This is a genomic window from Roseovarius halophilus (ex Wu et al. 2025) (assembly GCF_047086965.1).
Map to the genome: position 1 here is coordinate 24353 of NZ_JBKOTX010000020.1, position 26930 is coordinate 51282.

28 protein-coding genes, 1 tRNA gene and 1 riboswitch are annotated in these 26930 nt (G+C 64.6%); of the genes, 17 read left to right on the forward strand and 12 right to left on the reverse strand.

The annotated features are described in order from the left end of the window. Window positions 1–74 precede the first annotated feature (74 nt). Both gyrB and ACH107_RS06175 read left to right on the forward strand, forming a co-directional pair. The gene (gyrB, locus tag ACH107_RS06170; protein ID WP_412505074.1) at window positions 75–2492 is read left to right on the forward strand and encodes a DNA topoisomerase (ATP-hydrolyzing) subunit B; all 2418 of its coding nucleotides are present in this window, start codon (window positions 75–77) and stop codon (window positions 2490–2492) included. A gap of 403 nt (window positions 2493–2895) precedes the next feature. Continuing rightward, on the forward strand, window positions 2896–3792 hold the full coding sequence (locus tag ACH107_RS06175; protein ID WP_412505075.1) for a LysR family transcriptional regulator: 897 nt from the start codon (window positions 2896–2898) through the stop codon (window positions 3790–3792). 12 nt (window positions 3793–3804) lie between these two features. On the opposite strand, the gene ACH107_RS06180 is transcribed toward ACH107_RS06175, so the two are convergent. The 8 genes from ACH107_RS06180 to ACH107_RS06215 form a co-directional block, all read right to left on the reverse strand. Continuing rightward, the gene (locus ACH107_RS06180; protein WP_412505076.1) at window positions 3805–4584 is read right to left on the reverse strand and encodes a carbon-nitrogen hydrolase family protein; all 780 of its coding nucleotides are present in this window, start codon (window positions 4582–4584) and stop codon (window positions 3805–3807) included. Further along, window positions 4581–5612: an alcohol dehydrogenase catalytic domain-containing protein gene (locus ACH107_RS06185; protein ID WP_412505077.1), complete on the reverse strand. Its 1032-nt coding sequence runs from the start codon at window positions 5610–5612 to the stop codon at window positions 4581–4583. The genes ACH107_RS06180 and ACH107_RS06185 overlap by 4 nt, the downstream gene beginning before the upstream one ends. Next, complete coding sequence (locus ACH107_RS06190; protein WP_412505078.1) at window positions 5605–6405, reverse strand: ABC transporter permease; 801 nt, start codon at window positions 6403–6405, stop codon at window positions 5605–5607. The genes ACH107_RS06185 and ACH107_RS06190 overlap by 8 nt, the downstream gene beginning before the upstream one ends. Continuing rightward, entirely contained in the window at window positions 6402–7256 is an 855-nt protein-coding gene (locus ACH107_RS06195) for an ABC transporter permease (protein WP_412505079.1), read from the reverse strand. Before ACH107_RS06195 ends, ACH107_RS06190 begins: the two co-directional genes overlap by 4 nt. Next, window positions 7253–8299 carry an ABC transporter ATP-binding protein gene (locus ACH107_RS06200; RefSeq protein WP_412505080.1) on the reverse strand — a complete coding sequence of 349 codons (1047 nt, stop codon included), beginning with the start codon at window positions 8297–8299 and terminating at the stop codon, window positions 7253–7255. The genes ACH107_RS06195 and ACH107_RS06200 overlap by 4 nt, the downstream gene beginning before the upstream one ends. A 63-nt stretch (window positions 8300–8362) precedes the next feature. Next, window positions 8363–9433, reverse strand: coding sequence for an ABC transporter substrate-binding protein (locus ACH107_RS06205; RefSeq protein ID WP_412505081.1), 1071 nt, complete (start codon window positions 9431–9433; stop codon window positions 8363–8365). A 2-nt stretch (window positions 9434–9435) separates the two neighbouring features. After that, window positions 9436–10410 carry an agmatinase gene (speB, locus tag ACH107_RS06210; protein WP_412505082.1) on the reverse strand — a complete coding sequence of 325 codons (975 nt, stop codon included), beginning with the start codon at window positions 10408–10410 and terminating at the stop codon, window positions 9436–9438. Window positions 10411–10615: 205 nt separating this feature from the next. Next, window positions 10616–10753: a hypothetical protein gene (locus ACH107_RS06215; protein WP_412505083.1), complete on the reverse strand. Its 138-nt coding sequence runs from the start codon at window positions 10751–10753 to the stop codon at window positions 10616–10618. 34 nt (window positions 10754–10787) lie between these two features. On the opposite strand from ACH107_RS06215, the gene ACH107_RS06220 reads away from it, so the two are divergent. The 4 genes from ACH107_RS06220 to ACH107_RS06235 all read left to right on the forward strand — a co-directional run bounded on the left by ACH107_RS06220 (window position 10788) and on the right by ACH107_RS06235 (window position 11925). Next, a complete protein-coding gene (locus tag ACH107_RS06220; protein ID WP_412505084.1) occupies window positions 10788–11075 on the forward strand; it encodes a hypothetical protein in 288 nt (95 codons plus the stop codon). After that, entirely contained in the window at window positions 11072–11278 is a 207-nt protein-coding gene (locus ACH107_RS06225; RefSeq protein WP_412505085.1) for a hypothetical protein, read from the forward strand. The genes ACH107_RS06220 and ACH107_RS06225 overlap by 4 nt, the downstream gene beginning before the upstream one ends. Then, window positions 11275–11532 (forward strand): hypothetical protein, encoded by a 258-nt coding sequence (locus tag ACH107_RS06230; RefSeq protein ID WP_412505086.1) that lies wholly within the window; start codon window positions 11275–11277, stop codon window positions 11530–11532. The genes ACH107_RS06225 and ACH107_RS06230 overlap by 4 nt, the downstream gene beginning before the upstream one ends. Window positions 11533–11655: 123 nt before the next feature. Further along, window positions 11656–11925: a hypothetical protein gene (locus ACH107_RS06235; protein ID WP_412505087.1), complete on the forward strand. Its 270-nt coding sequence runs from the start codon at window positions 11656–11658 to the stop codon at window positions 11923–11925. Between the two features lie 26 nt (window positions 11926–11951). Here the strand turns inward: ACH107_RS06235 and hemE are convergent, their stop codons facing one another. Then, window positions 11952–12986, reverse strand: a complete 1035-nt coding sequence (gene hemE, locus ACH107_RS06240) for a uroporphyrinogen decarboxylase (protein WP_412505088.1) — start codon at window positions 12984–12986, stop codon at window positions 11952–11954. A 97-nt stretch (window positions 12987–13083) separates the two neighbouring features. Here hemE and hemC point away from each other — a divergent pair, with 97 nt between their 5' ends. Both hemC and ACH107_RS06250 read left to right on the forward strand, forming a co-directional pair. Next, window positions 13084–14043 carry a hydroxymethylbilane synthase gene (hemC, locus tag ACH107_RS06245; protein ID WP_412505089.1) on the forward strand — a complete coding sequence of 320 codons (960 nt, stop codon included), beginning with the start codon at window positions 13084–13086 and terminating at the stop codon, window positions 14041–14043. 101 nt (window positions 14044–14144) lie between these two features. Next, window positions 14145–14221 (forward strand) — tRNA-Met (locus ACH107_RS06250). Window positions 14222–14799: 578 nt separating this feature from the next. Here the strand turns inward: ACH107_RS06250 and ACH107_RS06255 are convergent. Then, window positions 14800–15324 (reverse strand): YcbK family protein, encoded by a 525-nt coding sequence (locus ACH107_RS06255; protein ID WP_412505090.1) that lies wholly within the window; start codon window positions 15322–15324, stop codon window positions 14800–14802. Between the two features lie 142 nt (window positions 15325–15466). On the opposite strand from ACH107_RS06255, the gene ACH107_RS06260 reads away from it, so the two are divergent. The 4 genes from ACH107_RS06260 to ACH107_RS06275 all read left to right on the forward strand — a co-directional run bounded on the left by ACH107_RS06260 (window position 15467) and on the right by ACH107_RS06275 (window position 19367). Continuing rightward, on the forward strand, window positions 15467–16408 hold the full coding sequence (locus tag ACH107_RS06260) for a LysR family transcriptional regulator (protein ID WP_412505091.1): 942 nt from the start codon (window positions 15467–15469) through the stop codon (window positions 16406–16408). 418 nt (window positions 16409–16826) lie between these two features. Beyond that, window positions 16827–17297 (forward strand): hypothetical protein, encoded by a 471-nt coding sequence (locus ACH107_RS06265; protein WP_412505092.1) that lies wholly within the window; start codon window positions 16827–16829, stop codon window positions 17295–17297. Between the two features lie 32 nt (window positions 17298–17329). Next, the gene (mgtE, locus tag ACH107_RS06270) at window positions 17330–18694 is read left to right on the forward strand and encodes a magnesium transporter (protein ID WP_412505093.1); all 1365 of its coding nucleotides are present in this window, start codon (window positions 17330–17332) and stop codon (window positions 18692–18694) included. Between the two features lie 13 nt (window positions 18695–18707). Next, window positions 18708–19367, forward strand: a complete 660-nt coding sequence (locus tag ACH107_RS06275; RefSeq protein WP_412505094.1) for a cell wall hydrolase — start codon at window positions 18708–18710, stop codon at window positions 19365–19367. A gap of 698 nt (window positions 19368–20065) precedes the next feature. Here ACH107_RS06275 and ACH107_RS06280 read toward each other — a convergent pair. After that, window positions 20066–20653, reverse strand: coding sequence for an SAM-dependent methyltransferase (locus ACH107_RS06280; protein WP_412505095.1), 588 nt, complete (start codon window positions 20651–20653; stop codon window positions 20066–20068). A 115-nt stretch (window positions 20654–20768) separates the two neighbouring features. Between ACH107_RS06280 and ACH107_RS06285 the strand changes: the two genes are divergently transcribed. The 5 genes from ACH107_RS06285 (at window position 20769) to ACH107_RS06305 (ending at window position 25697) form a co-directional block, all read left to right on the forward strand. Beyond that, window positions 20769–21254 (forward strand): flavodoxin family protein, encoded by a 486-nt coding sequence (locus ACH107_RS06285; protein ID WP_412505096.1) that lies wholly within the window; start codon window positions 20769–20771, stop codon window positions 21252–21254. An 11-nt stretch (window positions 21255–21265) separates the two neighbouring features. Next, window positions 21266–21874, forward strand: a complete 609-nt coding sequence (locus tag ACH107_RS06290) for a methyltransferase domain-containing protein (protein ID WP_412505097.1) — start codon at window positions 21266–21268, stop codon at window positions 21872–21874. After that, a complete protein-coding gene (locus tag ACH107_RS06295; RefSeq protein WP_412505098.1) occupies window positions 21864–23147 on the forward strand; it encodes an MgtC/SapB family protein in 1284 nt (427 codons plus the stop codon). The genes ACH107_RS06290 and ACH107_RS06295 overlap by 11 nt, the downstream gene beginning before the upstream one ends. Before the next feature lie 188 nt (window positions 23148–23335). Next, window positions 23336–24826: a SulP family inorganic anion transporter gene (locus ACH107_RS06300; RefSeq protein ID WP_412505099.1), complete on the forward strand. Its 1491-nt coding sequence runs from the start codon at window positions 23336–23338 to the stop codon at window positions 24824–24826. A 13-nt stretch (window positions 24827–24839) separates the two neighbouring features. Next, complete coding sequence (locus ACH107_RS06305) at window positions 24840–25697, forward strand: universal stress protein (RefSeq protein WP_412505100.1); 858 nt, start codon at window positions 24840–24842, stop codon at window positions 25695–25697. A gap of 31 nt (window positions 25698–25728) precedes the next feature. Here ACH107_RS06305 and ACH107_RS06310 read toward each other — a convergent pair whose 3' ends face one another. Next, the gene (locus tag ACH107_RS06310; RefSeq protein WP_412505101.1) at window positions 25729–26664 is read right to left on the reverse strand and encodes an ABC transporter substrate-binding protein; all 936 of its coding nucleotides are present in this window, start codon (window positions 26662–26664) and stop codon (window positions 25729–25731) included. A 63-nt stretch (window positions 26665–26727) separates the two neighbouring features. Further along, window positions 26728–26831, reverse strand: a riboswitch (TPP riboswitch). Window positions 26832–26930 lie beyond the last annotated feature (99 nt).

Sequence of the window (26930 nt, forward strand, 5' to 3'; positions counted from 1 at the left end):
AAATATTGTGTGCGGCCCGTGACATTGCCCCCATAAAATCGTATAAAATCAAAAAAGTGCGAAGGAAATCACGCATGGCCGAAACTGCACCGGCAAAAGAAGAATACGGCGCCGATTCCATCAAGGTTCTCAAGGGGTTGGAGGCGGTTCGTAAACGCCCCGGCATGTATATCGGGGACACGGATGACGGATCGGGCCTGCACCACATGGTCTACGAGGTCGTCGATAACGGCATCGACGAAGCTCTTGCCGGCCATGCCGACGCGGTGACCGTCACGATCCACGCCGATTCCAGCGTTTCGGTCAGCGACAACGGCCGCGGCGTTCCCGTCGAGATGCACGAGGAAGAGGGCGTTTCAGCGGCCGAGGTCATCATGACCCAGCTGCATGCGGGCGGCAAATTCGACCAGAATTCCTACAAGGTATCGGGCGGGCTGCATGGCGTCGGTATCTCGGTGGTCAACGCACTCAGCGACTGGCTCGAGCTGCGCATCTGGCGCGCGGGCAAGGAACATGTCGCCCGGTTCGAGCGCGGCGAGACCGCCGAGCACCTGGAAGTCGTCGGCGACGCCGATGGCCGGCGCGGGACCGAGGTGCGCTTCCTCGCCTCAACGGACACCTTCTCGAATCTCGACTACAGCTTCGAGACGCTGGAAAAACGCTTGCGCGAACTGGCCTTCCTCAACTCCGGTGTCCGCATCATCCTGCGCGACGAACGGCCCGCGGAAACGCTCGAGGCCGATCTGCATTACGAGGGCGGCGTGCGTGAATTCGTCAAGTATCTCGACCGCCACAAGTCCCCCATGATCCCCGACCCGATATTCATCACCGGCGAACGTGACGACATCGGTGTCGAGATCGCGATGTGGTGGAACGACAGCTTCCACGAAACGGTGCTGCCCTTCACCAACAACATCCCGCAGCGCGACGGCGGCACCCACATGGCGGGCTTTCGCGGCGCGCTCACCCGGACGATCCAGAAATACGCCACCGATAGCGGCATCGCGAAGAAGGAAAAGGTCAGCTTCACCGGCGACGACGCGCGGGAGGGGCTGACATGCGTCTTGTCGGTCAAGGTGCCCGATCCGAAATTCAGCTCCCAGACCAAGGACAAGCTGGTCAGCTCCGAGGTCCGCCCGGCGGTGGAAAGTCTCGTGACAGAGAAACTCTCCGAATGGTTCGAGGAAAACCCGAACGAGGCCAAGCAGATCGTCGGCAAGATCATCGAGGCCGCGCTGGCCCGCGAGGCTGCCCGCAAGGCCCGCGAACTGACCCGCCGCAAGACGGCGATGGATGTCAACTACCTTGCCGGCAAGCTCAAGGATTGTTCCGAGAAGGACCCGGCCAAGACCGAGCTCTTCCTCGTCGAGGGTGACAGTGCGGGCGGCTCCGCGCAGACGGGGCGCGACCGCGCCACGCAGGCCGTCCTGCCCCTGCGCGGCAAGATCCTCAACGTGGAACGCGCGCGCTTCGACCGGATGCTGTCGAGCCAGGAAATCGGCAATCTCGTCATGGCGCTCGGTACGGGGATCGGGCGGGACGAGTTCGATATATCGAAACTGCGCTACCACAAGATCGTCGTCATGACCGATGCCGACGTGGACGGCGCGCATATCCGCACCCTGCTTCTGACCTTCTTCTATCGCCAGATGCCCGAACTGATCGAGGGCGGATATCTCTATATCGCGCAGCCGCCCCTCTACAAGGTGATGCGTGGCAAGTCCGAGGTCTATCTCAAGGACGAACCGGCGCTCGAGGATTACCTGATCGCGCAAGGAACCGAGGACGCGGTGCTGCGCCTCGGCTCGGGCGAGGAAATCGTCGGCCAGGACCTGGTGCGCGTGGTCGAGGAAGCCCGGCAGACCCGGCGCATCCTGCACGCGTTTCCGACGCACTACCCGCGCCACATCCTTGAACAGGCCGCCATTGCCGAGGCCTTCGTGCCCGGTCGGGTGGATGCCGACCTTCAGGGCGTGGCGGATGCCGTGGCCGAAAGGCTGGACCTGATCGCGGTGGAATACGAGCGCGGCTGGCAGGGGCGCCCGACACAGGACAAGGGCCTGCGCCTGTCGCGCGTTGTCCGAGGCGTGGAAGAAGTGCGGACCATCGACGGGCCAGTCCTGCGCTCGGGCGAGGCGCGCATGATCGGCCAGATGACGGATGCACTGCGCGAAATCTACGTCCAGCCCGCCACGCTCGTGCGCAAGGAACGCAGCCAGACTATCCAGGGGCCGCTCGACCTGCTCGACGTGATCCTCAAGGAAGGCGAAAAGGGCCTGACCCTCCAACGCTACAAGGGCTTGGGCGAGATGAACCCGGATCAGCTCTGGGAAACGACGCTCGACCCCGAGGCGCGCACGCTCCTCCAGGTCCGGATCGACGACGTGGCCGAAGCCGACGACCTGTTCACCAAGCTCATGGGCGATGTCGTCGAGCCCCGCCGCGAATTCATCCAGCAGAACGCGCTCAACGTCGAGAACCTCGATTTCTAGCGCGTTTGGCGCTCTATCGGCTCTGTACCCGGCGGCCTTGAGCCATCAACGGCAGCCGTGAGACCGAGCAACGATACACTGTCAGACCGTGCTCCGCGCCCAGCGTCGCCGGCAAGTCATCATTCCCCGAATACGCCAGTGCCGCGACCCGGAAGCGCACCCAATCCTTCAGATCCGACACATTGCCGTGTCCGGGATTGCCGTGCTGCTTCGGCCCAAGCACGCGGTCTCACGCTTGAGACGCACCATGTTGTTGACGAACTTGACCGAAACGCACAGCCGCCGTGCCGCGCCCGGCCGGGGGAACCGCCGCTTGTGGCGATGTCCCGTGCCTGCTTAAAGATCACGTAATCCCGTGCCGGGGTACTTGTTAAGGGCATCACTTGCTTGGTTCTATACAGCCATGAAAATCACCGGAACCGAACTGCATCTTCTTGCTGTCTTCAACAGCGTCGTTCGAAACAGCGGCATTTCTGCCGCGCAGGTCGAACTTGGCCTCAGCCAGCCAACGATCTCCAACCACATCACCGCGCTGGAAGAGCGGTTGGGCGTCAAGCTCTGCCAGCGGGGGCGGCGCGGATTCCTGCTGACGGAAAAGGGCCGGATCGTCCACGAGATGAGCCAGTCGCTGCTGGCGACCATGGCCACCCACGAAAGCAAGCTGGCCGAGCTGCGCGGCAGCCTCGTGGGCAACATCAAGATCGCCATGGTCGACTGCCTCGCCAGTGATCCGGCATTCCACCTGCCCGAGGCGATCAGGGTCTTCGTCGAAACCGCGCCGGCGGTTCGTGTCGAACTGACGGTCGAGCGGCCGCAGGATATCCTGAGCGGCATCCTCGACGGCAGCTTCGACGTGGGAATCGGCGGCTTCGACAACGTTGTCGGCGGGCTGGAGTACCAGACCATCTACCACGAACGTCATGGGCTTTATTGTGGCCGGCCCCACGCCCTGTTCGACCAGCCGGACGATACCATTTCAGGCTGCGACTACACCGGCTTTGCATGGGCGCATCGCCGTTACTGGAGCCGGCGGCGACAGCGCGGCTGGCAGCTTTCGGAAAAGGACGTCTTCGTTCAGGAGATCGAGGCACAGATGGCACTGGTTCTCAGCGGCGCGTTCCTTGGCTTGTTGCCGGAACATGCCGCAAAGGTCCACGTGGACGCCGGCAAGCTGCGCCGGTTGCCCTTCGACGACCCCAATCTCGACGTTCCGATGAACCTGCTGACCCGCAAGGGCCCCCTGCCCGCGACGATAGAGCTGTTCCGCAAGGAGCTCCTGTCGCTTTACGCGCGTACCTGACCCTTCAAACGGTCAGCGGCTTCTTAAAAGCTCGAGGTCATCGAGATAGCTGTTCTCGGCGCGTTCGCGCTGCAGCAGCCCCGGATCAAGATCGGCCAGCAGAAGTTTCGGCGTCTTCCCGGCGGACGAGAGCGTTTCGCCGTTGGGCCCGTTGATCGACGACAGGCCGACGAATTCCAGACCGGACTCCGAACCGATCCGGTTGGCGTAGCCAAGGAAAATCTGGTTCTCCATCGCCCTGACGGGCACCAGTTGGCGCGCGATGCGTTCATGGGGCGCCATGAGCGCGGTCGGCACGACGACCAGATCGGTACCGGCCCGTGCCTCTGCCCGGACGAGTTCGGGAAACTCGACGTCATAGCAGATCAGCACGCCGATGCGCAGGCCGCCGATCTGGACGCGCGCGGGGTGGTTGCCCGGCACGAACGTTTTTTTCTCCCACGCCCCGAACAGCAGGCGCTTGTAGTAGCGGTCCAGTTCCTCGCCGGCTGCCGAAAAGACCACCGCCGCGTTGCGCACCCCGTCGGTCGACAGCAAATGCGATCCCATCACCACCGCCACGGCCTGCTCGGCCGCGATCCGGCCGACGGCGGCCAGTGCCTCTTCGACATCCGCAAGATCGGCGGCTTTCAACCCGGGAACATGGTACCCGGTCAGGTAGCCCTCGGGGAACACCACGAGGTCCGCCCCCGCCTCGGCGGCATTCGAAACAACGCGCTCGGCCTCTCGCACCGTGTTAACGCGGTCATTGGGCACGCCCACCCCCTGCCACATGGCCAGTCTGAGCATCATCCTGTCTCCGTCTTTCCGAAATCGAGCACGATCCGCCCGCGCACATCGCCCCGGGCAAGGCGATCGAGGCCCTCCGTGACACGCTCGAACGGCAGCACCTCGTGATCGACCGCGAGCGGATGATCCCGCGCGAAGTCGAGGAACTGCCGCAGGTCCGCCCGCGTGCCCACCGACGACCCCATGACCCGGTGGCCCCCATCGATCAGCCACATCATCGACAGCGGCACGGGATCATGCACGAGCGCGACCGCCACGATCTGGCTGATCGGGTTCGCGACCTCGGCGATCAGGTCCCAAACGGCGGGCGTGGGCGCGAAGTTGAGCGTGATGTCCGCGCCGCCCCAGTCGCGGATGTCCTGCGCCGCGCCCGGCGGCACGACAAGGTCAGCCCCGAGGGCCCGCGCCTCTGCCCGGCGGCTTTCGTCGGGTTCGGCGACCGCCACGCGCAGGCCCTGCGCCCGTGCGATCGCGATCGCATATTGGCCCAGCCCGCCCGCACCCACCACCAGCAGGCGTTGGCCGGCGCGCAGCTCGCAGCGTGCCAGCGCCGACCATGAAGTGAGCCCGGCACACAGCAGCGGGCCGGCGGTGACTGGGTCGATCTCGTCGGGGATACGCGTTGCGAACCGGGTATCCAGAAGCGCGAACTCCGCGAAGGCCCCGGCGGCATCAAGGCCGCGGGCCTTCTGTTGCGGGCAGTAGGTTTCCCGGCCGCGCAGGCAGGGATCGCAGTCAAGACATGCCCCGTATAGCCACGGCAGGCCGACGCGTGTGCCCACGCCAAGCGGCCCGTCCCCGGCCACGATCCGCCCCACCCCTTCATGCCCGAGGATCAGCGGAAAGGCCTCAGCCGGCATCGGCTCTTCGCCCTGCTGAACGTGGAGGTCGGAATGGCAAAGCCCACAGCTTTCCATCATGACCAGATACTCGCCAGCGGCGGGCTGGGGCACCGGGACACGGTCAAGCCGCAACGGCTGGCCCGGCGCGTCGCAGAGCGCGGCCACCATGGTCTCGGGCAGATCAGTCATTGCCGATCCTTTCCGCCCCGAGAAGACGCGGAAGATTGCCATAGCGCCCGATCAGGCCGAACGCCAGCGCGGCAAGCGCCACGAAGATCACCGAGACAACGCCCATGATGGGCGTGTACCCGTAACGAAGGGAGTTGAAGATCTTGATCGGCAGGGTTTCCACGGTGAACCCGGCGACCATGTAGGCGATGATGTACTCGTTCAGCGAAAGCACGAACGCAAAGGCGTACCCCGAGATCATGAAGGGCGTCAGTAGCGGCAGGATGACCGTCCGCAGGACCTGCCCGCGCGTCGCGCCCATTGTCCGGGCCGCCTCGATCAGCGATGTATCCACCGTGGCCAACCCAAGGCTGATCGTGACGACCGGCAGGGTCACCAGGAACACCGCGTGCGACACGATCGTCGCCGTCATCTGGCCGTACATGCCGACGGACACCCAGAACACCAGGAACCCGAGCGCGGAAATCACCGGCGGCAGCATAAATGGCGCGACCCCGAGCACGTAAAGCGTCCGCGCGAACCAGTTGTTCCGCGACCAGACATGCAGCGCCAGCGGCAGCGCGACGGCAACAGCCAGCAGGCTGGAAACAGCCGCGATGACGAGCGAATTGCGCAGCGGCACCAGCCAGTCGGAATTGCGGAAAAGCTCGGCGTACCATTTCAGCGACAGGTCCTGCGGCGGAAATCGGAGGCTCTGCTGCCCGTTCAGAGAGATGCCCGCCACGACAACGATCGGCGCCGCCAGCAGCAGCAGGATCGCGACGACATAGATGACCTGCAGGCGGCGCGTCATGTGTCACCCGCCTTGTCACGGCCAAGCAGCAGGGAAAGGCCGACCATCAAAAGCGACACCAGCAACAGCAGCACGGCCATGGCGGCGGCGAAGGGCAGGTTCGACTGGAAGATCGCCTGATCGGTAATGTGCACCGACAATGTCCAGTGCTGCGGTTTGCCCAGAACCTGTGGCAGCAGGTAGATGCCGAGCGTGAACACGAAAACGAGGATGAGCGCGCCCACCATCGGCTTGCGCAACATCGGAAGCGTGACCGTCCTGAATGTCTGGAACGGGCTCGCGCCCATAATCCGGGCCGCCTCGCCCAGTTCGGGGTCGAGCCGCGACACCGGCGGGTAAAGGACAAGCACCGAATACGGCAGCGCCAGATAGCACATGCCTGTCATCAGCGCGAACAGGCTGGGCGTATAGGCCCGCGACTCCTCGATGATCCCGAGCAAGGACAGCAGGTTGCCGACCCCGGCAGTTTTCGACAACAGGGTGGACAGCGAGAAACCGATGATGACTTCGGACAGGGACAGGACAGACAACAGGATCACAAGCACGACCGTCTGCCCCCGCCGTTTCATCCGCGCAAGGCTGAGGGTGAACGGAAAGGCCAGCAGAACGCAGATCGCCGCCGCGCTGGCCGAAATCAGGACAGAGGTCAGCAGGATGCGCCCGAAGAACACGGAGAAGAACCGCAGGTAGCTGTCGAGTTCGAAACCCGGTTCGTAGAAACCGCCCGGCACCCGGTGCGCCACGCTGACCGACAGCATGATGGCGAAGGGCACGAGGAAAAACACCAGCAGCCATATCGTGGGCACGACCGGCAGCCACCGCGATGTGGGTTTCCGGGACAGCGTGCTCATGACGGAAGGACCACCCGCTTGCCCGGCGCGAACGCCACGCCGACCTCGTCGCCGAGCCCAATATCGGGCCGGGCGCTTGGCGCATAAAGCGCGGTGATTTCATGATCGCCCTGCTCGAGCACGTACTGGATGCTTTCGCCGAGGTCGCGAATGAAAGTGACCTTGGCCGTCAGCCCCGTGTCCGCCGCCCCCAGCCGCACGTCCTCGGGCCGCACCGAAAGGACAAGACCGGTGCCGGGATCGCTCTTGATCCGGTCCGACTTGTCCACCGCGAACCTGAAGCCGGAAACCTCGATGCTGTTATCGGCGGTAAGCGTGCAGGGAAGCAGGTTGGACGTGCCGATGAAGCCGGCGACGAAGGCATTGGCCGGATCGCGGTAGATTTCCATCGGCGAACCGACCTGCTGAACCCGTCCCTCGTTCATGACGATCACGACATCGGCCATGGTCAGCGCCTCTTTCTGGTCGTGTGTCACGACGATCGTGGTGACTCCGAGGCGTTTCTGAAGCTGGCGCAGTTCCACCTGCATGTGTTCGCGCAGATTGGCATCGAGCGCCGAAAGCGGCTCGTCCAGCAGGAAAACCTGCGGGTCGATCGCAAGACCCCGTGCAATGGCCACCCGCTGCCGCTGGCCGCCCGAAAGCTGGTGAATCCGCCTGTCACCAAGGCCGAAAAGCTGCACGAGGTCCAGCAACTCCTCCGCGCGCGCCCGGGCCTCGGCCCTTGGCCGTCCGCGGATCATGAGCGGATAGGCGATATTTTCCGCAACGCTCAGATGCGGAAACAGCGCGAGCGACTGGAACACCATGCCGAACTCGCGCTTTTCCGGCGGAACCGCCGTCTGATCCTCCCCCGCGACGATGAGCCGTCCATCGCTCGGCACTTCAAGTCCGGCGAGCAGACGCAAGAGCGTGGTCTTGCCGCAGCCCGACGGGCCGAGAAGGCAAACGAATGTCCCGTCGGGGATCTCAAGGCTGACATCCTCGACCGCGGCCAGGCGCCCGAAACGCTTGGTCATGCCTCGCAGCGACAGCTCGGTCATGGGGGTATCCTTCTTGTGGTGACCGGCCCGGGTAGGTCACGGGCCGGTCGCGGGCCACGAGTTTCAACCCGTGACGAGTTCGGACCATTTCTGGTTAACCCAGTCGGCCTTGTCGACGTAAAGTTCATACCGCGGCAGGATCGGCGGCACCTCCGACGAGACGGCGGCGAATTCCTCGTCCGTCAGGTCCGTCATGCTGCGCGGGATCGTCGGCGCGGTGCCGACGAAGCGCGACAGCTTGGACTGGATTTCGGGCTGGGACATGTAGTCGATGAAGACCTGGCTGGCCTCGATGGCGTCGGAGGCCTTGGAAACCACCCACGACCCTGCATCGAGGACCGCGCCTTCCGTCGGAAAGGTCGAGCGCACGGGCTTGCCATCGGCCGCCGCCAGCCCGGTCACGTCGTGGTAATACTGGCCCATCGGTATTTCGCCGGTTTCCAGCGCTTGCTGGAACTGCCCTTCGTCCCGGTACCACAGTCGGACATTGGGCTTCACTTCCGCCAGCTTGTTCATGACTTCGAGCACACCCTCCTCGGTGGCGAGGATGTCGGTGCCGCCAAAGAAGCAGTGCCCCGTGATCTCCAGCAGGAAGGAATTCGATGCAAGCGCCAGCAGGCCGAGGCGGTTCTCGTTTGCCGGGTCCCAGAATGTCTTCCAGCTCTCGGGGGGGGCGGGATACACGTTGGTGTTGGTCACAAGCGAAATGTACCACGCAACGGCACCGGTGCCGTAGAACCCGTCACCGTCATATCCGTGAATGAAGTGATCGGGCAGGTTCTCGACGTTGGGCATGGCGCCCCGGTCCAGCTTGGCCCAGAGGCCCGCACGCTCACCGCGGATCCGCGGCACCTGCGCCATCATCGAGACATCCGCCGGCGCTTGGCCGGCCCGCGCCGCCTGTTGCAGCTGGACAAGCCACGCCTCGCCCGTGGGTTCGGCGATCGAGTCCACCTCGATCCCGGTGGCGGCGGTGAAATCCGGGTAGATGTGCTTCTTGAAACTTTCCTCGAAATACCCGCCGTAGGTGCCAACCTTGAGCGTGCCGCCCTGTGCCAGCGATAGCGACGGCGCGGCGAGCGTTCCCAGAGCCGCCGCGCTGGTCGAGGTTATGAATTCGCGTCTTTTCATCATGGTCAGTCTCCCTGATTTATGGGTGTTGTTGTGTCCTGCGGTACATTTGGAATCACGCAGAGCATTTCGTACAGCAAATTCGCACCGATCAGCGCCGTGTTCCCCGACGGATCGAAGGGCGGCGAGACCTCGACAAGGTCACAGCCCACGATGTTCAGGTCGCCGCACCCGCGCACGACCTCCAGCGCCTGCCATGTGGACAGGCCGCCCGGCTCCACCGTTCCGGTACCGGGCGCGAAGGCGGGATCAAGGCTGTCGATGTCGAAGGAAATGTATACCGGCCTGTCCCGCACCGTTTCCCGCACCCGCTGCATCAAGGGCGCAAGGGACCGGTACCAGCACTCCTCGGCCTGCACCACCGTCCAGCCCTGCGCCCGGCCCCAATCAAAATCGTCGCGGGAATAGCCAGTGCCACGCAGCCCGATCTGGAATACCCGGTCGTTGTCGAGGCAGCCGTCCTCCCAGGCGCGGCGGAAGGGGCAGCCATGCGCCACCCTTTCACCGAACATCGCTTCGTTGATATCAGCATGGGCATCCACGTGAACCAGCGCCACCGGGCCATGAACCTTTTTCATCGCCTTCAGGATCGGCCATGTCAGCGTGTGGTCGCCCCCCAGCGTCAACGGGATCGCATCGGCCGACAGGATATCGTCGTAATGGGCCTCGATGATTTCGACGGAATTCTTGAGATCGAAGGTATTGATCGGCACGTCGCCAACGTCAGCGACCTGAAGGTGATCGAAGGGCGCGGCCCCCGTGGCCATGTTGTACGGGCGCAGCATCCGGCTTTCGTCGCGTATCTGGCGCGGCCCGAGGCGCGTGCCCGGGCGGTTCGAAGTGCCGATATCCAACGGGATGCCCACGAAACACGCGTCAAGGCCCTGCGCGCTGTCCTGCGCCGGAAGCCGCATCATCGTCGCCGGCCCGCCGAAACGCGGCATTTCGTTCCCGCCAAGGGGTTGGTTCAAACTGCGCATCCGGAATTGCCGCCCACCTGACTTGCGTCCATGTCGTTACCCTACCGAAGTTCCCCGCAGCTCGAATACCAGTCTGCGAACGAATACATTTGCTTTGGCGAATGTATTTCCGGCTTCGCGCGATCGGGCGGCAGGCAACCGGAACCCGCCTTGTCATCAGGGGCTCAGGCGTCGCGCCGGGGGCGGGCGGAGCTCCGACCTCCGATCAGTTCGTGCGCCGCGACCCAGATGAGGGCGGGTCGCCCGGCACGTCCAGCCCCGGCCGCCGGGCCTCCAGCAACGTCCCGGTGGCGAACATGTCCGTGCTGCACATCAGCGCCGTCGGCGGCGCACGATACTCCATGAAGGCGCGCAGGGTTGGCCCGCGGGCTTCCTAGGTGGACGGCTTCGACATGTCGGTGCCGATCTCGTCCACCGCCCCATACATGTCATCCATCATGCTGACATTGGCCCGGAACGTGAAGCCGCTCGGGATCAATCTCAGCGTGCGGGAACTCGACCACACCCAATGGTCTACGCATTCATGTCGCACGAGGGTCCCGGCATCCAGATACGCCGCTATTTCCCCCTACGCGGCGCTGCTTCTGCCCGCGGCCATGATCGTGGTCACCGCCGGCCGTATCAACATGCTGGGCGACCCGACCCGGGAGGCGGCCGCGAAATGAACGGACCGGTCCTGACCGTCGAGACCCTCATCGTCCGCACCGCGGCTGGGAACACGCTTTTGCGGGACCTCGGGTTTTCGCTCTCGCGGGGCGAAATCATCGGTATCGCCGGCGAAGACGGCTCGGGCAACATGCGCCTCGGCGCGACGGACCTTCTGCGCCCCGGTGCGGGGCGGCGCACAGGGGCCGGCGCATCACCATGATGTTCCAGGACCCGTTCACGATGCTCAACCCGCTCCAGCGCGCGGGCGACACGCTGGAAGGGGCAGCCGTGGCCGACCCGGCCACGGGCACCGCCGCGGTGCTGGCCGGTTTCCGCCGCGCGGTGCAATTCGTCTCTTTCAGGGTCTCCATGCCACGCTCAGCACGCGCCACAGCATCCGCAAGTGCCTTGACCAGATCCTGCGCGCCGACGGCAGGCCCGACGGGACGGACGCGGCGAAAACGGGTTTGCTGAAACAGGTGGGCCTGACACACGCCTATCTGGACCGTCGCCCGGCGCAGCTATCGAGCGGGAACGTCAACGGATCGCCATCGCCCGCGCCCTCGCGTCGCGGCCGAGCTGATCTGCGACGAGGCGGTGTCGACGCTCGATTTTTCGGTGCAGGCACAGATCCTGACCCTGCTCAAGCGCCTCGTCCGCGACCGCGGGCTGGCCTATCTCTTCGGCACGCACGACCTCGCCGTGGTCCGCCAGATGGCCCATCGCGTCACCATGCTCGAGAATGGCCGGATCGTCGAGACAGGACCGGTCGATCGCGTGATGGACCACCCCGAGGCACCTTACACCAAGACCCTCGTATCCCCGTTGCCCGGCAATTTCTCGCGGGCGGCACCGCCGGCGGACTGATACGTCACTCCCGCCTAGGGCGGCGCTCACCCGCCACGGACCGTGTCGATCATCAGTTGGACATTGTCCGGGTCCGCATCCGGCGTGATCCCGTGCCCGAGGTTGAAGATATGCGGCCCGCCGTGGAAGGCGTCGACGATATGCCGCGTCTCGCGCACCAGTGCCTCGCCGCCCGTCACCATGTGCGACGAGGCGAGATTGCCTTGAACACAGCCCGACACCTGCACGTTCGCTGCCGCCCATTCGGGGGTGACGGTTTCGTCCACCGCCACGCAGTCGGCCCCGGTGGCGGCATGGAAACCCACGTATTTCTCCCCCGCCTGACGCGGGAAGGCGATGACCGGGATGCCCGGATGCCGCGCCTTGAGTTCGCCGATGATGCGTTTCGCCGGCGCCGTCGCGTAACGGTCGAAATCCGCGCCCGACAGCGACCCCGCCCAGCTGTCGAACAGCTTGACGCATTCCGCGCCCGCCGCGATCTGCGCCGAGAGATATTCGATCGTGCCTTCCGTCAGCCGTTCCATCAGCGCATCGAACAGCGCCGGATCCTCGGCCTTGAGCGCATGGGCCGGCCCCTGGTCCGGGGTGCCGCGCCCGGCGATCATGTAGGTGGCGACCGTCCACGGCGCCCCGGCAAAGCCGATCAGCGTGACATCGCCCGGCAGCGCCCCGGACAGGTTGCGTACGGTCTGGTAGATCGGGTTCAGCGTGTCATGTATCTCGGCGGCGGGTTTCAGACGGTCGAAATCTGCCTGTGCCGTGACCGTCGACAGGCGCGGCCCTTCCCCGGTCACGAACCACAGGTCGGCGCCAAGCGCCTGCGGCACAAGGAGGATGTCCGCGAACAGGATGGCGGCATCGAACGCGTAGCGGCGTATCGGCTGAAGCGTGACCTCGGTTGCCAGCTCGCTGTTGTAGCAAAGCGACAGGAAATCACCCGCCTGGGCACGCGTGGCGCGATATTCGGGCAGGTACCGGCCCGCTTGGCGCATCATCCAGATGGGCGGTACATCCAGCGCCTCACCGGCCAGCGCGCGCAGAATCGTCTTGTTGGCAGCCATTCGCATCCTCCGTTTGCCCGTCGTGGTCCCTTCCCGGCGGCAAGATGTCAAGCACGGGCTGCTTGCCACACCGATTTGCCGCGTCTAAACCGCCTGTATGAAACCTGACATGCCTTCCCCCGCGAAACCGCTCAAGATCGGGACGCGCGGCTCTCCCCTCGCCCTGGCGCAGGCCCACGAAACCCGTGACAGGCTGGCCGCGGCCTTCGACCTTCCGCAGGATGCCTTCGAGATCGTCGTCATCAAGACGAAAGGGGACGACAAGGCGCTGATCGCCTCGGACACGCCGCTCAAGGAACTGGGCGGCAAGGGCCTTTTCACGCGCGAGATCGAACAGGCCCTGCTGGATGGCGGCATCGACATCGCGGTGCACTCGATGAAGGACATGCCGGTTCAGCAGCCCCCGGGGCTGGTGCTCGACACGTATCTCCCGCGCGAGGACGTGCGCGACGCCTTCGTCTCGCCCCGGGCCGAGGGGCTGGCGGCACTGCCCGAGGGCGCCATTGTCGGCACCTCGTCGCTGCGGCGGCGGGCACAGGTGCTGGTCGCCTACCCGCACCTCGAAGTGGTGGAATTCCGCGGCAACGTGCAGACGCGGCTGCGCAAACTGGATGACGACGTGGCCGCCTGCACCTTCCTCGCGATGGCGGGGTTGAATCGTCTGGGCCGGCCCGAGGTGGCGCGCAACGCCGTCGCGCCGGAAGAAATGCTGCCGGCCGTGGCGCAGGGCGCCATCGCGATCGAACGACGCGAGGACGACAGCGCCACCGCCGACATGCTGGCCGCGATCCACGATGCACAGACCGGCAAACAGCTTGCCGCCGAACGGGCCTTTCTCGCGGCGCTCGACGGGTCCTGCGAAACGCCCATTGCCGGACTCGCGGAACTCGACGGTGGCACGCTGCGCCTGCGCGGCGAGATCCTGCGCCCGGACGGCAGCGAAAGGCTGGGCGACGAACGCCATGCCCCGGTGGAGGACGGCGCCGCGCTCGGGCGTGCCATGGCGGCCGATCTTCTGGCGCAAGCTGGCGATGGCTTCTTCGATTGGCGCGGCTGACCCGCGCCGGCCGGTAAACCGCGGCGGGAAGGAACGGGGCGATAAAGCGGGAAATAGGGCTTGACGCCACAAAAGGCCTGTCATACTTGTCCGCGCGGTTTGGCGGAGTAGCTCAGTCGGTTAGAGCAGTGGAATCATAATCCATGTGTCGGGGGTTCAAGTCCCTCCTCCGCTACCAAGTCGGCCCAAACTCATTTGACACCTTGTGGAAAGGCGCATAGGCCAAGAAATTGGGTCAGGAGTCCGGCGATTTCGACCTTGACGCCGCCCTTTCGATCGGAGCCCCGTGAAACGGTAATCGTGTCGGCGCGTTTGACGCGTCAACAGGTTATTCTGATTCAGGCCTCGGCTGCTGACTTCAACGAGACACGCCCACATTCGGCGCTTGGCAATCAGACGCCAATGGAATTCGCGGAACACCTTACCACCGCAACCGGCAGCCGCGCTGCGCCATCTGAAAGCTCCGCACGGATGTCGGTTGCTCCACCTGCGCCAAGCGGTGTATCCACTCACCCGGCTCCGGTTCCGAACGGATGAAAGTTCTGTGGCAGGTCAGATAACTTGTTGGTTATCAAGATGGGGCGGGAAGCGATTCGGGCCGCGGATGCTCGGGGCATCCCTGATAAAAGAAAATTTGGATACTCATACATAGCGGGCTGCCTGCTCTTTTTGCGACATCCGAGAAATCAATGACCCTGCTACGCAGATAGTATCCTTTTGTCTGCTTGGACAGAACGGCCGGTGACGAACGCTCGTTTAACGCCGCCAATCACGACGCGGTCCGGTGTCGACGTGCAGGAAGCCGCGCGACGGATACCATCCGATTCCGCCTGCCTCCTCAGCGCGCGCCAGTTGCCGTAGGCGGCGCGTCGACAAGCCCGGTGCGTGAATATCAAGCGCCTGACCGCGCATATGAAAACTGTTTGTCGCGCTGCCCCGCAGCGCCGCGTTGGTTGCTTTTGTGCGGTAGGCCGAGTTGATCACCACCGGCCGGTCGCCGATCCGGCGCTGGATTCGTCCGATCAACTTGATCAGGTCGAGGTCCATCTTCGTGGACTGACCGGCACGCACATCGCGCAACAGACGGTTCAGGGCCGCAAAGGCGGCTTGGTCCGGTTCATGGCCGAACAGGCGCTTGCGGACAAGATCGCCACGAAAAACTTCGCCCGTGCGTTGACGGACCAGGTGAAGATCCAGATCACCAAGCGCCAGCGCGGGCATCGCCAAAGCGCCTGTCGCCAGTGAAACGGCACCGGTCAGAAATTGTCGCCGGGACTGCATTGCGCATCCTCCTGTTCTTGCCGCATTTCGAGAACCGAGGAGGTATCGGGGTGGTTCATAAGTGTAAAATTGATAATATTCAGGATTGAGGTGAGATATTCTCGTCTCAAGTATGCCGGTCCTTACGTGATGGAGTGCGCGAATGGATATTGCCCTCGTTAAAACCTTTCTCGAAGTCGCGGCAACGGGGTCTTTCGTGCATGCCTCCGAACGGTTGTTCGTGACGCAATCGGCGGTCAGCCTGCGAATACGCCGGTTGGAGGAAATGCTCGGCCATGAGCTGTTCACCCGATCCAAGGCCGGGGCATCCCTGACATCGGCGGGGCAGGAATTCGAAGGCTATGCGCTCAGCCTTCTGAAACTTTGGGAGGAATCGCGTCAGCAAATCGCCCTTCCAAAGGGTTATACCGAAAGCATCAGCATCGGCGCGCAGTATTCACTTTGGCCGCGTCTCGGGTTTCGGTGGATCGACGAGATGCGCACCGCCATGCCCGAGCTCAGCATCCGCAGCGAGGTCGGCATGCCGGACCGCCTGACCCGGCAATTGCTGGAAGGGACATTGCAGGCGGCGCTGCTTTACACACCGCAACTGCGGCCCGGCCTGACCATCAAACCCTTGATGTCCGAGGATCTGGTCATGGTTGCCGCGTGGCCTGATCCAGATCTGGAGGCGCTGGGCGGGCATTACGCCTTCATCGATTGGGGGCCGGAATTCGTCCATGCTCATGCGCTGCATCTGCCCGAGCTGACCAACCCCGGTTTGACGCTTGCGCTGGGATCACTCGGGGCCGATTTCATCATGAATCGCAAGTTCGCCGCCTATCTGCCGGCCCGCTATGTCAAATCCTATGTCGACGCGGGGCAACTGTTTTACGTGCCAGATGCACCAAAATTTCCCTTCCCGATCTGGTCGGTCTGGCGCGAGGACCTTGATGATCGCGTGGCCACTGTTGCAAACGCGGCCCTGCAAAAGGTGATTTCGACCCTCGAGGAGGATCAGGAGGCCGTTCAGGAAGAGTTGGAAGACCTGAGCGAGGATGGCGAAATCGAGACCCTTGGGGATATTTTCACCGAAGAAAAATGAGTTCTTCTTATCTTATCCATATTTCAAATTCGTTTTCTTCAACATTTTGATTGGCATAGGCTGCGGTCGGCCTGTTGACCCATGAGGTCGAGGTCATGGTCGCCTGCCGGTGTGTCATTGCCGTTAACGAGAGTGGCAGGCGACCCACGCAGGTTGCGGCCCGGCCTTGGCCGGCTACGCGACCCGTGCAAGGCATGTAATCGCTTCCAACAGGGAAATTGCCTCAACTCAGGGCGGGGTCACCCCCGCCCTTTTTTCGTACGGCTGGCAGGGAATGGCCGGTGTGATCGCGTGAGGCTTGATTCAAAACGTCGTTTGGCGGAAGGCTGGCATGAACGCTATTAAAATGAGTAATTCTTGTCTCAAGCCTAAATATAATTCGTTTTCCATATGGCCGGGCCGATAATATCGTTACGGTATGATGGAAAAGTGGAAACCAAGCCTTGCGGCCCGGGTCGAGGGCGAGCCGCAGAAATCTCATATCTCGGAACTGTATCTACCGGGGTCGAACCATCGGTTTGGCTTTCGTATCGGTGGGTTGTTGAATGGGCCCGATGTTGTCGTTGCCTGTCAGGCCGCGCTGGCGCGGCAGGTGTACCAGCGGCTTTTGCTGATCCCCGGCCTCAACCGCCTGAAGGGGCGTTTGTTCCTGATCTCGCTGGATCGTCTGGATGACCTGCACGACTTTGGGTCCTTGCGCGGCCTTCTTGGCGTGAGCGGCCCGATTGATCATATCCTGACATTACCGGCCGTGGAGCTGGAGACACTCGATGAGTCAGCCGCAGCCGAATTGGTGCGGCGCAACTACTATGCCGTTCTGCGCCTCTGCGCACGAATGGGCATGGTGCAAGGGTGGGGCATTCCCGACCGTGACGCGCCCCTGGCCTAAGCGCCCTCTTTACCTTGCAGAACGGACGGCCAATGACGACTCTCGATATCGACGACCGCACCTTGGAAGGTCGCCTTTTGGAGGCGGTCCGGGCCGAGCATAGTGCCGCGCTCGCTGCCGTTCTGGACCCCCTGCCATACAGTGACGCCTTGCGGCTTTTGTTGAACCTGCCAGAGCAGGAACGCGACCGCGCCTTTGCCTTGATGCCGCCGCAGCTGGCCGCTGAAATGGTTGAAGAAGCCCCACACGAAATGGCGGCGACGCTTGTGGCCCACATGCCCCCGATCAAGGCGGCCGAAGTGCTGGACGCACTTGGATCGGACGTGCAGGCCGACGTTGTCGCCGAGATGGAGGCAACCGACGCCGAGGCGGTTCTGGGCGAAATGGAGGATGGACACGCCGAAGACGTGCGGCGGCTGATCGCCTATCCCGAGGGGACGGCTGGTGCCTTGATGACGGCCGAGGCGTTTTCGTTTCCACAAGATGCTACTGTTGGCACCGTGTTGCGCCGGTTGGCGAGTGAAGACGAGGATTTCGAGCGCTACCGCGGCCAGCATCCCTACATGCTTGACGAGTCAGGCCGGCCGGTGGGGGTCGTCTCTCTGCGCGGCCTTTTGACGGCCAAGCGCAGCATGAAACTGTCCGAGGTCATGACCGCGCCAATGACCGTTTCGGTCGAGACATCAATGGAGGCACTGGAAGACATCTTTGACGAACATCCGTTCCTCGGCCTGCCCGTCGTTGACGCTGACGGTCGGCTGGCCGGGGCACTGTCGCGCGCCGCTGTGGACGAGGCGCTGGCCGAGCGCGCCGAAAGCGAAAGCCTGCGCCGTCAGGGCGTTTTCGGAGACGAGCTGCGCTCGATGCCGACGCTGCTGCGTTCACGCCGCCGCCTTGCGTGGCTGTCTGCCAACATCGTTCTGAACATCATCGCCGCCAGCGTGATCTCGGCCTACGAGGAGACGCTGGCCGCCGTGATCACCATCGCGGTATTCCTGCCGATGGTATCCGACATGTCAGGCTGTTCCGGCAATCAGGCCGTGGGCGTGACCATGCGCGAGCTGTCCCTGGGCCTTGTGCGCCCGGTCGATGCGGTCCGTGTCTGGCTCAAGGAGGTCAGCGTCGGAGCCATGAATGGCGTGGCGCTGGGGGTCCTGATCGGCATCGTGGCCTGGGCGTGGAAGGGCAACCCGTGGCTTGGCCTCGTGATTGGAACCGCATTGGCGCTGAACACGGTGCTGGCGGTGTCGATTGGCGGCGTGGTTCCGCTACTGCTGAAACGTCTGGGGCAAGACCCCGCTGCCGCGAGCGGGCCGTTGCTGACCACAATCACCGACATGGCCGGGTTCTTCCTGGTGCTCAGCCTCGCCAGCCTCGCGATGCCTTGGCTCATCTGAGACGGAGGAAAAAATGAAAAGAAAAACCGAACACGCGTTCATTTTCATGACGGCCATTGTGATGCTGATTTTGTTATCGGGCTTTTTGTGGTTTCAAGGCGAAACGGATCACGGATCACAAGAACATGCCGTGGACAAACGGGGCGCCCCCTTCACCGAGGTAACCCCGCTCAAGATATCCCGGCTGAAGAACGCTACACCGCGTTTTGACATGGAATGGATTCGGGCTCTGCCATCGCCCCCGAAGCTGAGTGAGCAGGAGATGTGTCTTGCAGAAGCTCTCTATTTCGAAGCGAGAGGAGAGCCGGTGCAAGGCCAGATCGCCGTGGCCGAGGTGATCCTGAACCGCGCCCGGAGCGCACGTTTTCCCGACACAATCTGTGATGTCATTTACCAAGGCAGCCACCGGCGCAACGCCTGTCAGTTCAGCTATGCTTGCGACGGTGCACCCGAACGGTTCGATGAGCGTGACGCCTATGACCGCGCACAACGTCTGGCCGCGCATCTTTTCAATGCAGGACGCGCAGGCCTGGCCCGCGGGGCGGAGTTCTACCACGCGGTCACGGTGCAACCGTCCTGGGCCAAAAAGCTGCATCAGGTCGCACGGATCGGTGACCACGTTTTCCTGCGGCATCCGGAGTCTCGTGCCGCAGATGCGCGCGGCCGCGAATGACACTTCAAGATGCATCAGTGGGCGCACCCGCCCGCAGCCGGAAGACAATAAAACAAGGTCACCGGTTCTGATCGCGTGGCGTGCTTGAATTATGCTGCTGTCTCTTGGTTTGGACAATATCGCGGCCCGTTGACAACGGCGCGCGAATGACCGCACTGCCCACCGGCCGTTTGCCAAGGCATACTGCGTGGGCCAAGCAACATTCACGCATGGCGGCTTGGACCAGCACTGCGTAAGGTCGGAAGCTCCCGGGTTTGCCCTCGCAGCGAAAGTCAGGGTTGGCCGACCACGCCACGGGGTCGAATGTCACATTTCAATGGCGACTAAGGGCCGGAAACCACAGACCTTGGACGCAAGAAAGGATGCGGAGTCGGACCTCTGGCCACTTCTTTCCCATGTCTCCTTCGCTTTGAACGCACCTCCGCTACCGAGTGCCCCGAACGGTATCGAGTTCGCGCCGCAACACCCGCGGCGGCGCGAACGGCGCCATAAAAGCCACCCGGGCGATCATCCATGCGGGCCGGGCAGGCAGACCCGGCGGGCTGACGCGCTAGGTTGCGTCGGTCAGTACGGCCCGGCCAGCACCGTCATAACGGCGCCAAGCGGCAGGTGCCGGGGCGGTCCGCTCATTCGGGCGGATGCCCGTCAACCTGCCGAAGCAACCTGTCAAGCTCGCGCTCACCGAGCTTGACTTGGTACTACGTCTCGTAGAACGCGCGCGTCTCCGCGCGCAGGTCGCACTGCCACCCTTCCGGACATAGAAGCCCCGCCATCCAGACGGGCCCCATGACCCGGTTGAGCGATGGCGGCCTGTCGATCCAGCTGAAAGGCGCCTTGGGGCTGAACTCGCAGCGGTCCGGTTTGACATCCGCCAGCGTCGTGCCGTCGAGGCAGTCAAGACCCCGCACGACAAGCGTCCGCCCCTCCAGCCGTTCCAGACGCACCATGGACGTTCCCAGCGGGTTCGGCCGCTGGAGAGACCGGAGGGCGAAGGTGCCGAAGAACCGCGTGCCGTCGCCCTTGCGATTCTGGCGCACGGGGTTCCGGCGCGCACGGTCGAGCCAGTATATGATCTCGAGCTTACCGTACGCCTCCATCCCCTCCAGCGCGGCCTCCCACCGCGGAAAGATCTCGATGCGGCATTCGGGGCCATCCAGCCGTCCGTCGCGGGGGCAATCCTCGCGCCGGCACCACGGCGTCGCGATCCGGCCGATGAAGAACAGACCGGCATCCGCCTGCTCGGGCAGGTCGGTCAGCGCCTCGCCTTCCCTGAGTCTCGCTTTCATGACTTTCTCCGTCAAAGCCAACCCTTTCCGATTTGACCCGTTGGCGTGATGCCGCACGCGTTCCGGCAACCGGCACCCTGTGGCCCCCGGCGCCGCCAATGGTTAGAATGCGGGCATGGCAGAACTTCTCATCGTCTATCACTCGAAAACGGGCGGCAGCCGCCAGATGGCCGAGGCGGCCGCCCGCGCGGCGGAGGCGGAAACGGCCACCCGTTTGATCACCGCACGCGATGCCGGGCCGGATGACCTGCTGGGCGCCGACGGCTATGTCTTCTGCGCCCCCGAGAACCTTGCCGCCATCGCCGGCGTGATGAAGGATTTCTTCGACCGGTGCTATTACCCGGTCCTCGGCCGGATCGAGGGCCGCCCCTACGCCCAGATGATCTGCGCCGGCTCCGACGGGCAAAACGCGGCCCGGCAGACCGCCCGGATCGCGCAGGGCTGGCGCCTGCGCGAAGTGCAACCGGCCCTGATCGTCTGCACCCATGCGCAGACGCCCGACCGGATACTTGCGCCGAAAACAATCCCGGAGGATGATCTTGCCCTCTGCCGGGATCTCGGCGCCGGTCTCGGGGCCGGGCTTGCCATGGGCGCGTTCTGACGGACGACCGGATGGCGACGGCGCTTCACGCTGAAAGGTTCGACGCCGCGCTCGGGGCCCTGCGCGACAGCGGCGCCGCCAGCGTGCTCGACCTCGGGTGCGGCGACGGCGACCTGTTCCTTCGGCTCGCGGCAGATCCCGGCATCCGGCACCTGACCGGGATCGACACCGACCCACGCGCGATCGACCGGCTGCGCCGCCGGCTCGCGTCGGTTGATACCGGGGACAGGCCCGTGGCCCTGCGCCTCGCCTCGATCACCGGGGTCGGCACTGACCTTGCCGGGTATGACTGCGCCCTGATGATCGAGACGATCGAACACGTCCCGCCCGCGCACCTGTCACGCATGGAGCGGGCCGTGTTCCATCACATGCGCCCCGCGACCGTGGTCGTCACCACCCCGAATGCCGAGTTCAACCCCCTGCTAGGCGTACCCGCCCACAGGTTCCGTCACCCCGGTCACCGGTTCGAATGGTCCCGCGGGCAATTCCGCGACTGGGGCCGCCGCGTCGCCCGTGCCGACGGGTACCGCGTCAGCTTTGCCGACATCGCGGGATGTCACCCCGATTTCGGCGGCGCCAGCCAGATGGCCGTTTTCCAAGCCGGCGAAAATGGATCATAAAGACGGCATGGATGAAACCGACCTCCTCCGCCGTCTGGGCCTCGCCCTGGCCATCGGCCTGCTCTTCGGCCTCGAACGGGGCTGGAGCGCACGCCGCCGCCCCGAAGGCGGGCGCATCGCGGGCCTGCGCACCTTCGCGCTCGCCGGGCTCCTGGGCGGCATCTGCGGCTGGCTGGCAACGATCACCACGCCTGTCGTGCTGGGTTTCGCGTTTCTTGGCGTAGCGATGCTGGTATCCGTCAGCTACGCCATCCGGCTTCAGCAGGATGATGATCGCGGACTGACAACCGAGATCGCGCTGCTCGTCGCGTTCGGCCTTGGCGCCGGCGCCGTGCTGGGCGACATGCCGACGACCGCGGCAGCGGCCGTGCTGGCCGCCGCGCTGCTCGCCCTCAAGACAACCCTTCATCGGTGGGTCAAGCATTTGCGGCGCTTCGAATTGATGGCCGTGCTTCAGCTTGCCGTGATTTCCGTGGTCGTTCTGCCTGTCCTGCCCGACCGTGGTTTCGGCCCGGGCGGGGTGCTGAACCCCCATGCGATCTGGTGGGCGGTGATCCTCGTGGCCGGACTGTCCTTCGCGGGGTACGCGGCAATGCGGCTGGCAGGCGACCGGCTGGGCGCGATCATCACCGGCCTGTTCGGCGGTCTGGCATCATCCACGCCCACCACGCTCGCCCTTGCCCGGCGCGCGCGGGCCCAACCGCCGCTCGCACCGGTCCTGTCCGTCGGGATCGTGCTGGCCGGCGCCGTGACCTTCCTGCGCATCACGGTCCTTGCGGCCCTGTTCGCCCCGGCGCTCCTGGACCGGCTGGCCGTGCCGATGGCCTGCATGGCGCTGGCCGGGCTGGGCGGGGCGGGCCTCATTTTCGGGAGCCTGTCTCCCGAGGCCCAGAAGGACCGCGCGACGCCGCCACCCATTTCGAACCCTCTCGGGCTCGAGGCCGCGCTGCTCTTCGCGCTCTTGCTGGCGGCCGTTCTGCTGGGCACCCATTACCTGCGCCAGTGGTTCGGCGATGCCGGGGTCTACACGGCCGCCGCCCTGTCGGGGATCACCGACGTGGACGCCATCACCATATCGCTTGCTCGCATCGCCGAAACGGGTATCACGGTGCGCACCGCCGCGATCGGGATATTCGTCGCGACCGGTGTCAATACGCTGATCAAGGCGGCCATCACGCTGGCAGTGGCCGGATGGCCGGCAGGCTGGCGCGTCATGGCCGCGCATGGTGCCAGCCTCGCCACGGGGGCCGCCGTGATCGCCGCCACCGGCTGACGGCGCCTGCTGCCGAAAAGCAAAAGCGGGTTGCGCTCTCCCCGTGCGCGGATTATGCCGCGATGCAGCATCACGGCATCCGGGCCTGACCCGGCGTGATCCGCACGACCGGCCGCCCGGACCAGCCCGACCGACAAGGACATGACCCAAGACCGCCGGCAAGGCGCGGCCCAAGGAAACGCGATCACATGCTCTCTCTTACCGCCTACCGGCGCGACTGGACCTCCAACATACGCGGCGACATCCTGTCCGGGCTCGTGGTCGCCCTTGCGCTCATCCCCGAGGCAATCGCCTTTTCCATCATCGCGGGTGTCGATCCCAAGGTCGGGCTCTATGCCAGCTTCTCCATCTCCGTGATCATCGCGATCACGGGTGGCCGGCCCGGCATGATCTCGGCCGCCACCGCCGCGACGGCCGTCCTGATGATCACGCTGGTCAAGGATCACGGCCTGCAATACCTGCTGGCGGCCACGGTGCTGGCCGGCATCCTGCAGATCGGCGCCGGGCTGCTGAAACTGGGCTACGTGATGCGCTTCGTGTCGAAATCGGTGATGACCGGCTTCGTCAACGCGCTGGCGATCCTGATCTTCATGGCCCAGCTTCCCGAACTGGACCCCGGACGCGTGCCGCCCCTGACCTACGCGCTGGTCGCGGGCGGTTTGGCCATCATCTACCTGTTCCCGCGCCTCACGCGGGCCGTTCCCTCGCCGCTGGTGACGATCATCGTGCTGACGGCGCTGACCGTGGCCATGGGCTGGGACGTGCGCACCGTGGGCGACATGGGCGAGCTGCCCGATACCCTGCCCGTCTTCCTGATCCCCGACATCCCGCTGACATTCGAGACGCTGCAGATCGTCTTTCCGTACGCGCTGGCCGTGGCCGTGGTCGGCCTGCTCGAAAGCCTGATGACCCAGCAGATCGTCGATGACCTGACCGATTCCGGCTCGGACCGCAACCAGGAGTGCATCGGCCAGGGCCTTGCCAACACCGCCACCGGTTTCATCGGCGGCATGGCGGGCTGCGCCATGATCGGCCAGTCCATCATCAACGTGAAATCCGGCGGGCGCGGCCGGCTGTCCAGCTTCGCCGCCGGGGTCTTCCTGCTGATCATGGTGGTGGCGCTCGGCGATATCGTGGCGATCATCCCGATGGCGGCGCTGGTGGCGATCATGATCATGGTCTCGATCGGCACCTTTTCCTGGTCGTCGATCAAGAACATGCGCGAGCATCCCAGATCGTCGTCGATCGTGATGCTGGCGACCGTTTTCTTCGTGGTCTACACCCATAACCTCGCCATCGGGGTGCTGGTCGGCGTGTTGCTGTCGGGCATCTTCTTTGCCTGGAAGATCGCGCAGCTTTTCCGCGTCAGGACCGAGATCACCACCGACGGCACGCACCGCACCTATCTCGTCGAGGGCCAGCTTTTCTTTGCCTCGTCCGAGGATTTCATGCGCGCCTTCGATTTCAAGGAAGCCCCCGAGAAGGTGACGATCGACCTCAGCCGCGCGCATATCTGGGACATTTCCTCGGTTGCGGCGCTCGACATGGCCGTGCTCAAGTTCCGGCGCGAGGGCGCCGATGTCGACCTCATCGGCCTGAACGAGGCGTCCGAGACCATCGTCGACCGGCTGGCCATCCACGACAAACCCGGCGCAATGGACGAGTTGCTCGGTCACTGAAGGGAAACGGAACATGACAACCAACACGCTCATCGCCCTTGTCGACGGCTCTGCCTATTCCGAAAGCGTCTGCCACCACGCGGCATGGATCGCGGCGCGCACGGGCGCGACGGTGAAGCTTTATCACGTGATGGGCCGCCGCGACGCCCCCGAGAAACAGGACCTGTCGGGCGCCATCCGCCTCGGTGCGCGCTCCCGCCTGCTTGAACAGCTTTCCGATCTCGACACGCAGCGCGCGAAGCTCGCCCACGAACAGGGCCGCGCCATACTCGACGATGCCCGCGCGTTGATCGAGGCACAGGGCGACATCAAGGTCGAAACGCGGCTGCGGCAGGGCGACTTGATCGAGACGATCAGCGCCAAGGAGGATACCGGCGACATGATCATCGTCGGCAAGCGCGGCGAGGCCGCCGGGCTGGCCGCGGCACACCTGGGATCCAACCTCGAACGGGTCGTGCGTGCCAGCCACAAACCGGTTTTCGTGGCCAACCGCGCCTTCAGGGCGCCGGAACGCCCGCTCGTGGCCTTCGACGGCGGCGCGTCATCGCTCAAGGCCGTGGATCACATCGCGCGCAACCCGCTATTCGCGGGGCTTGCCGTGACGCTGGTATTTGCCGGCACCGAAACCCCGGAGATGACTCGCGCGCTGGAGCGCGCGGCCGCCACCCTGCGATCGGGCGGGATCGAGCCCGAAACGCTCATCCGCCAAGGGGAGCCGGAAAAGGTTCTCGCACAGATGACCGAATCCGACGGGTACGACCTGCTGGTGATGGGGGCCTACGGGCACAGCCGGGTACGCGCCCTGCTGATCGGCTCCACCACGACCGAAATGATCCGCTCCTGCAAGGTGCCCGTCCTGCTCGTGCGGTAACGGGGGCCGGCGCGGCCGGCCCCGCGCCGGGTCATCTGGCGCCCAGATCGACGGCCAGGTCGGATACCGGGCGCTCGCCCTCGACAAGGCCCGCCTCCGCAAGGAACTTCTCGAACCGCGCGTACCGGCCGGCGTCAAGCGCGGCCGGGCGCAGGGCGAACCGGGGCCACGTGTCCACCCATGCCTTCTCGTTCAACGCGTCCTGCAATTCCTTCGACGTGCCCGAGAACACGTCCCAGCTTTCCTGCGGGTGGTTCGTGATGTACTGCGTGGCAAGTTCGGTCGCGCTCAGGAAACGGCGGATCATGTCGTCGTCCATCCGCTCGGGGTTGGCGACGTAGACGAGTTCGTCATAGGGCGGCACGCCCTCTTCCTCGAGGTAGAAACACCGCCCCGGGCGGCCCTCGATCTCCATCTGGTTGAGTTCGAAATTGCGATACGCGCCGATCACCGCGTCAACCTGCCCGGACATCAGCGAGGGCGACAGCGACCAGTTGACGTTGACAAGTTCGACATCGCTCAAGCCCAGGTCATGCGGCTGCAGCAACGCGCTCAGCAACGCCTCCTCGACCCCGGCGACCGAGAAACCGACCTTGCGGCCCTCAAGATCCGCGATGCTCTCGATCGGGCCGTCCTCCAGCACCAACAGGCAGTTGAGCGGCGTGGCGACCAGTGTGCCCACCCGCGTCAGCGGCAGGCCCTCGGCCACCTGAAGATGCAGTTGCGGCTGGTACGATATCCCGAGGTCGGCCTGACCCGCGGCGACCATCTTGGGCGGGTCCGCCGGATCAGCCGGCGCGATCACCTCGACCTCCAGCCCCTCATCGGCAAAGAAGCCCTTTTCCTGCGCGATGACGATGGGCCCGTGATCGGGGTTTAGGAACCAGTCGAGAATCAGGGTCATCTTGTCCTGCGCGGCCGCGGGCGCGGCAATCAGCAGGGCGAAAACGGTTGGTAACAGGCGCATGGCGCGTCTCCTCTGGTGTTGCGTCAGATCAACGGGGAGACGGGAAATCGGCGGCCGGGGCCGCCTTGCAGGTTTTCCGTTCCCTCCGCCGGTGCTGACCGGATCAGGTTCGATGGGTTGGCGCACGGCCTCTCAGCCCCGAAAGCGGGGCACCCCAACGGATGTTGACAATTGATATCATCGCACGGGCCGGCGGGCAAGCGGAACACGCCCGCGTTCAGCCCGACCCGCCCCGGCACGGGCGGCGCGTTTCAGCCCGCGCGCGC

What these genes read in the sequence shown, in the direction of transcription:
- gyrB (WP_412505074.1), top strand. Translation starts at nt 75, where the DNA reads ATGGCCGAAACTGCACCGGCAAAAGAAGAATACGGCGCCGATTCCATC.
- ACH107_RS06175 (WP_412505075.1), top strand. Translation starts at nt 2,896, where the DNA reads ATGAAAATCACCGGAACCGAACTGCATCTTCTTGCTGTCTTCAACAGC.
- ACH107_RS06180 (WP_412505076.1), bottom strand. Translation starts at nt 4,584, where the DNA reads ATGATGCTCAGACTGGCCATGTGGCAGGGGGTGGGCGTGCCCAATGAC.
- ACH107_RS06185 (WP_412505077.1), bottom strand. Translation starts at nt 5,612, where the DNA reads ATGACTGATCTGCCCGAGACCATGGTGGCCGCGCTCTGCGACGCGCCG.
- ACH107_RS06190 (WP_412505078.1), bottom strand. Translation starts at nt 6,405, where the DNA reads ATGACGCGCCGCCTGCAGGTCATCTATGTCGTCGCGATCCTGCTGCTG.
- ACH107_RS06195 (WP_412505079.1), bottom strand. Translation starts at nt 7,256, where the DNA reads ATGAGCACGCTGTCCCGGAAACCCACATCGCGGTGGCTGCCGGTCGTG.
- ACH107_RS06200 (WP_412505080.1), bottom strand. Translation starts at nt 8,299, where the DNA reads ATGACCGAGCTGTCGCTGCGAGGCATGACCAAGCGTTTCGGGCGCCTG.
- ACH107_RS06205 (WP_412505081.1), bottom strand. Translation starts at nt 9,433, where the DNA reads ATGATGAAAAGACGCGAATTCATAACCTCGACCAGCGCGGCGGCTCTG.
- speB (WP_412505082.1), bottom strand. Translation starts at nt 10,410, where the DNA reads ATGCGCAGTTTGAACCAACCCCTTGGCGGGAACGAAATGCCGCGTTTC.
- ACH107_RS06215 (WP_412505083.1), bottom strand. Translation starts at nt 10,753, where the DNA reads ATGGAGTATCGTGCGCCGCCGACGGCGCTGATGTGCAGCACGGACATG.
- ACH107_RS06225 (WP_412505085.1), top strand. Translation starts at nt 11,072, where the DNA reads ATGAACGGACCGGTCCTGACCGTCGAGACCCTCATCGTCCGCACCGCG.
- ACH107_RS06230 (WP_412505086.1), top strand. Translation starts at nt 11,275, where the DNA reads ATGATGTTCCAGGACCCGTTCACGATGCTCAACCCGCTCCAGCGCGCG.
- hemE (WP_412505088.1), bottom strand. Translation starts at nt 12,986, where the DNA reads ATGGCTGCCAACAAGACGATTCTGCGCGCGCTGGCCGGTGAGGCGCTG.
- hemC (WP_412505089.1), top strand. Translation starts at nt 13,084, where the DNA reads ATGAAACCTGACATGCCTTCCCCCGCGAAACCGCTCAAGATCGGGACG.
- ACH107_RS06255 (WP_412505090.1), bottom strand. Translation starts at nt 15,324, where the DNA reads ATGCAGTCCCGGCGACAATTTCTGACCGGTGCCGTTTCACTGGCGACA.
- ACH107_RS06260 (WP_412505091.1), top strand. Translation starts at nt 15,467, where the DNA reads ATGGATATTGCCCTCGTTAAAACCTTTCTCGAAGTCGCGGCAACGGGG.
- ACH107_RS06265 (WP_412505092.1), top strand. Translation starts at nt 16,827, where the DNA reads ATGATGGAAAAGTGGAAACCAAGCCTTGCGGCCCGGGTCGAGGGCGAG.
- mgtE (WP_412505093.1), top strand. Translation starts at nt 17,330, where the DNA reads ATGACGACTCTCGATATCGACGACCGCACCTTGGAAGGTCGCCTTTTG.
- ACH107_RS06275 (WP_412505094.1), top strand. Translation starts at nt 18,708, where the DNA reads ATGAAAAGAAAAACCGAACACGCGTTCATTTTCATGACGGCCATTGTG.
- ACH107_RS06280 (WP_412505095.1), bottom strand. Translation starts at nt 20,653, where the DNA reads ATGAAAGCGAGACTCAGGGAAGGCGAGGCGCTGACCGACCTGCCCGAG.
- ACH107_RS06285 (WP_412505096.1), top strand. Translation starts at nt 20,769, where the DNA reads ATGGCAGAACTTCTCATCGTCTATCACTCGAAAACGGGCGGCAGCCGC.
- ACH107_RS06290 (WP_412505097.1), top strand. Translation starts at nt 21,266, where the DNA reads ATGGCGACGGCGCTTCACGCTGAAAGGTTCGACGCCGCGCTCGGGGCC.
- ACH107_RS06295 (WP_412505098.1), top strand. Translation starts at nt 21,864, where the DNA reads ATGGATCATAAAGACGGCATGGATGAAACCGACCTCCTCCGCCGTCTG.
- ACH107_RS06300 (WP_412505099.1), top strand. Translation starts at nt 23,336, where the DNA reads ATGCTCTCTCTTACCGCCTACCGGCGCGACTGGACCTCCAACATACGC.
- ACH107_RS06305 (WP_412505100.1), top strand. Translation starts at nt 24,840, where the DNA reads ATGACAACCAACACGCTCATCGCCCTTGTCGACGGCTCTGCCTATTCC.
- ACH107_RS06310 (WP_412505101.1), bottom strand. Translation starts at nt 26,664, where the DNA reads ATGCGCCTGTTACCAACCGTTTTCGCCCTGCTGATTGCCGCGCCCGCG.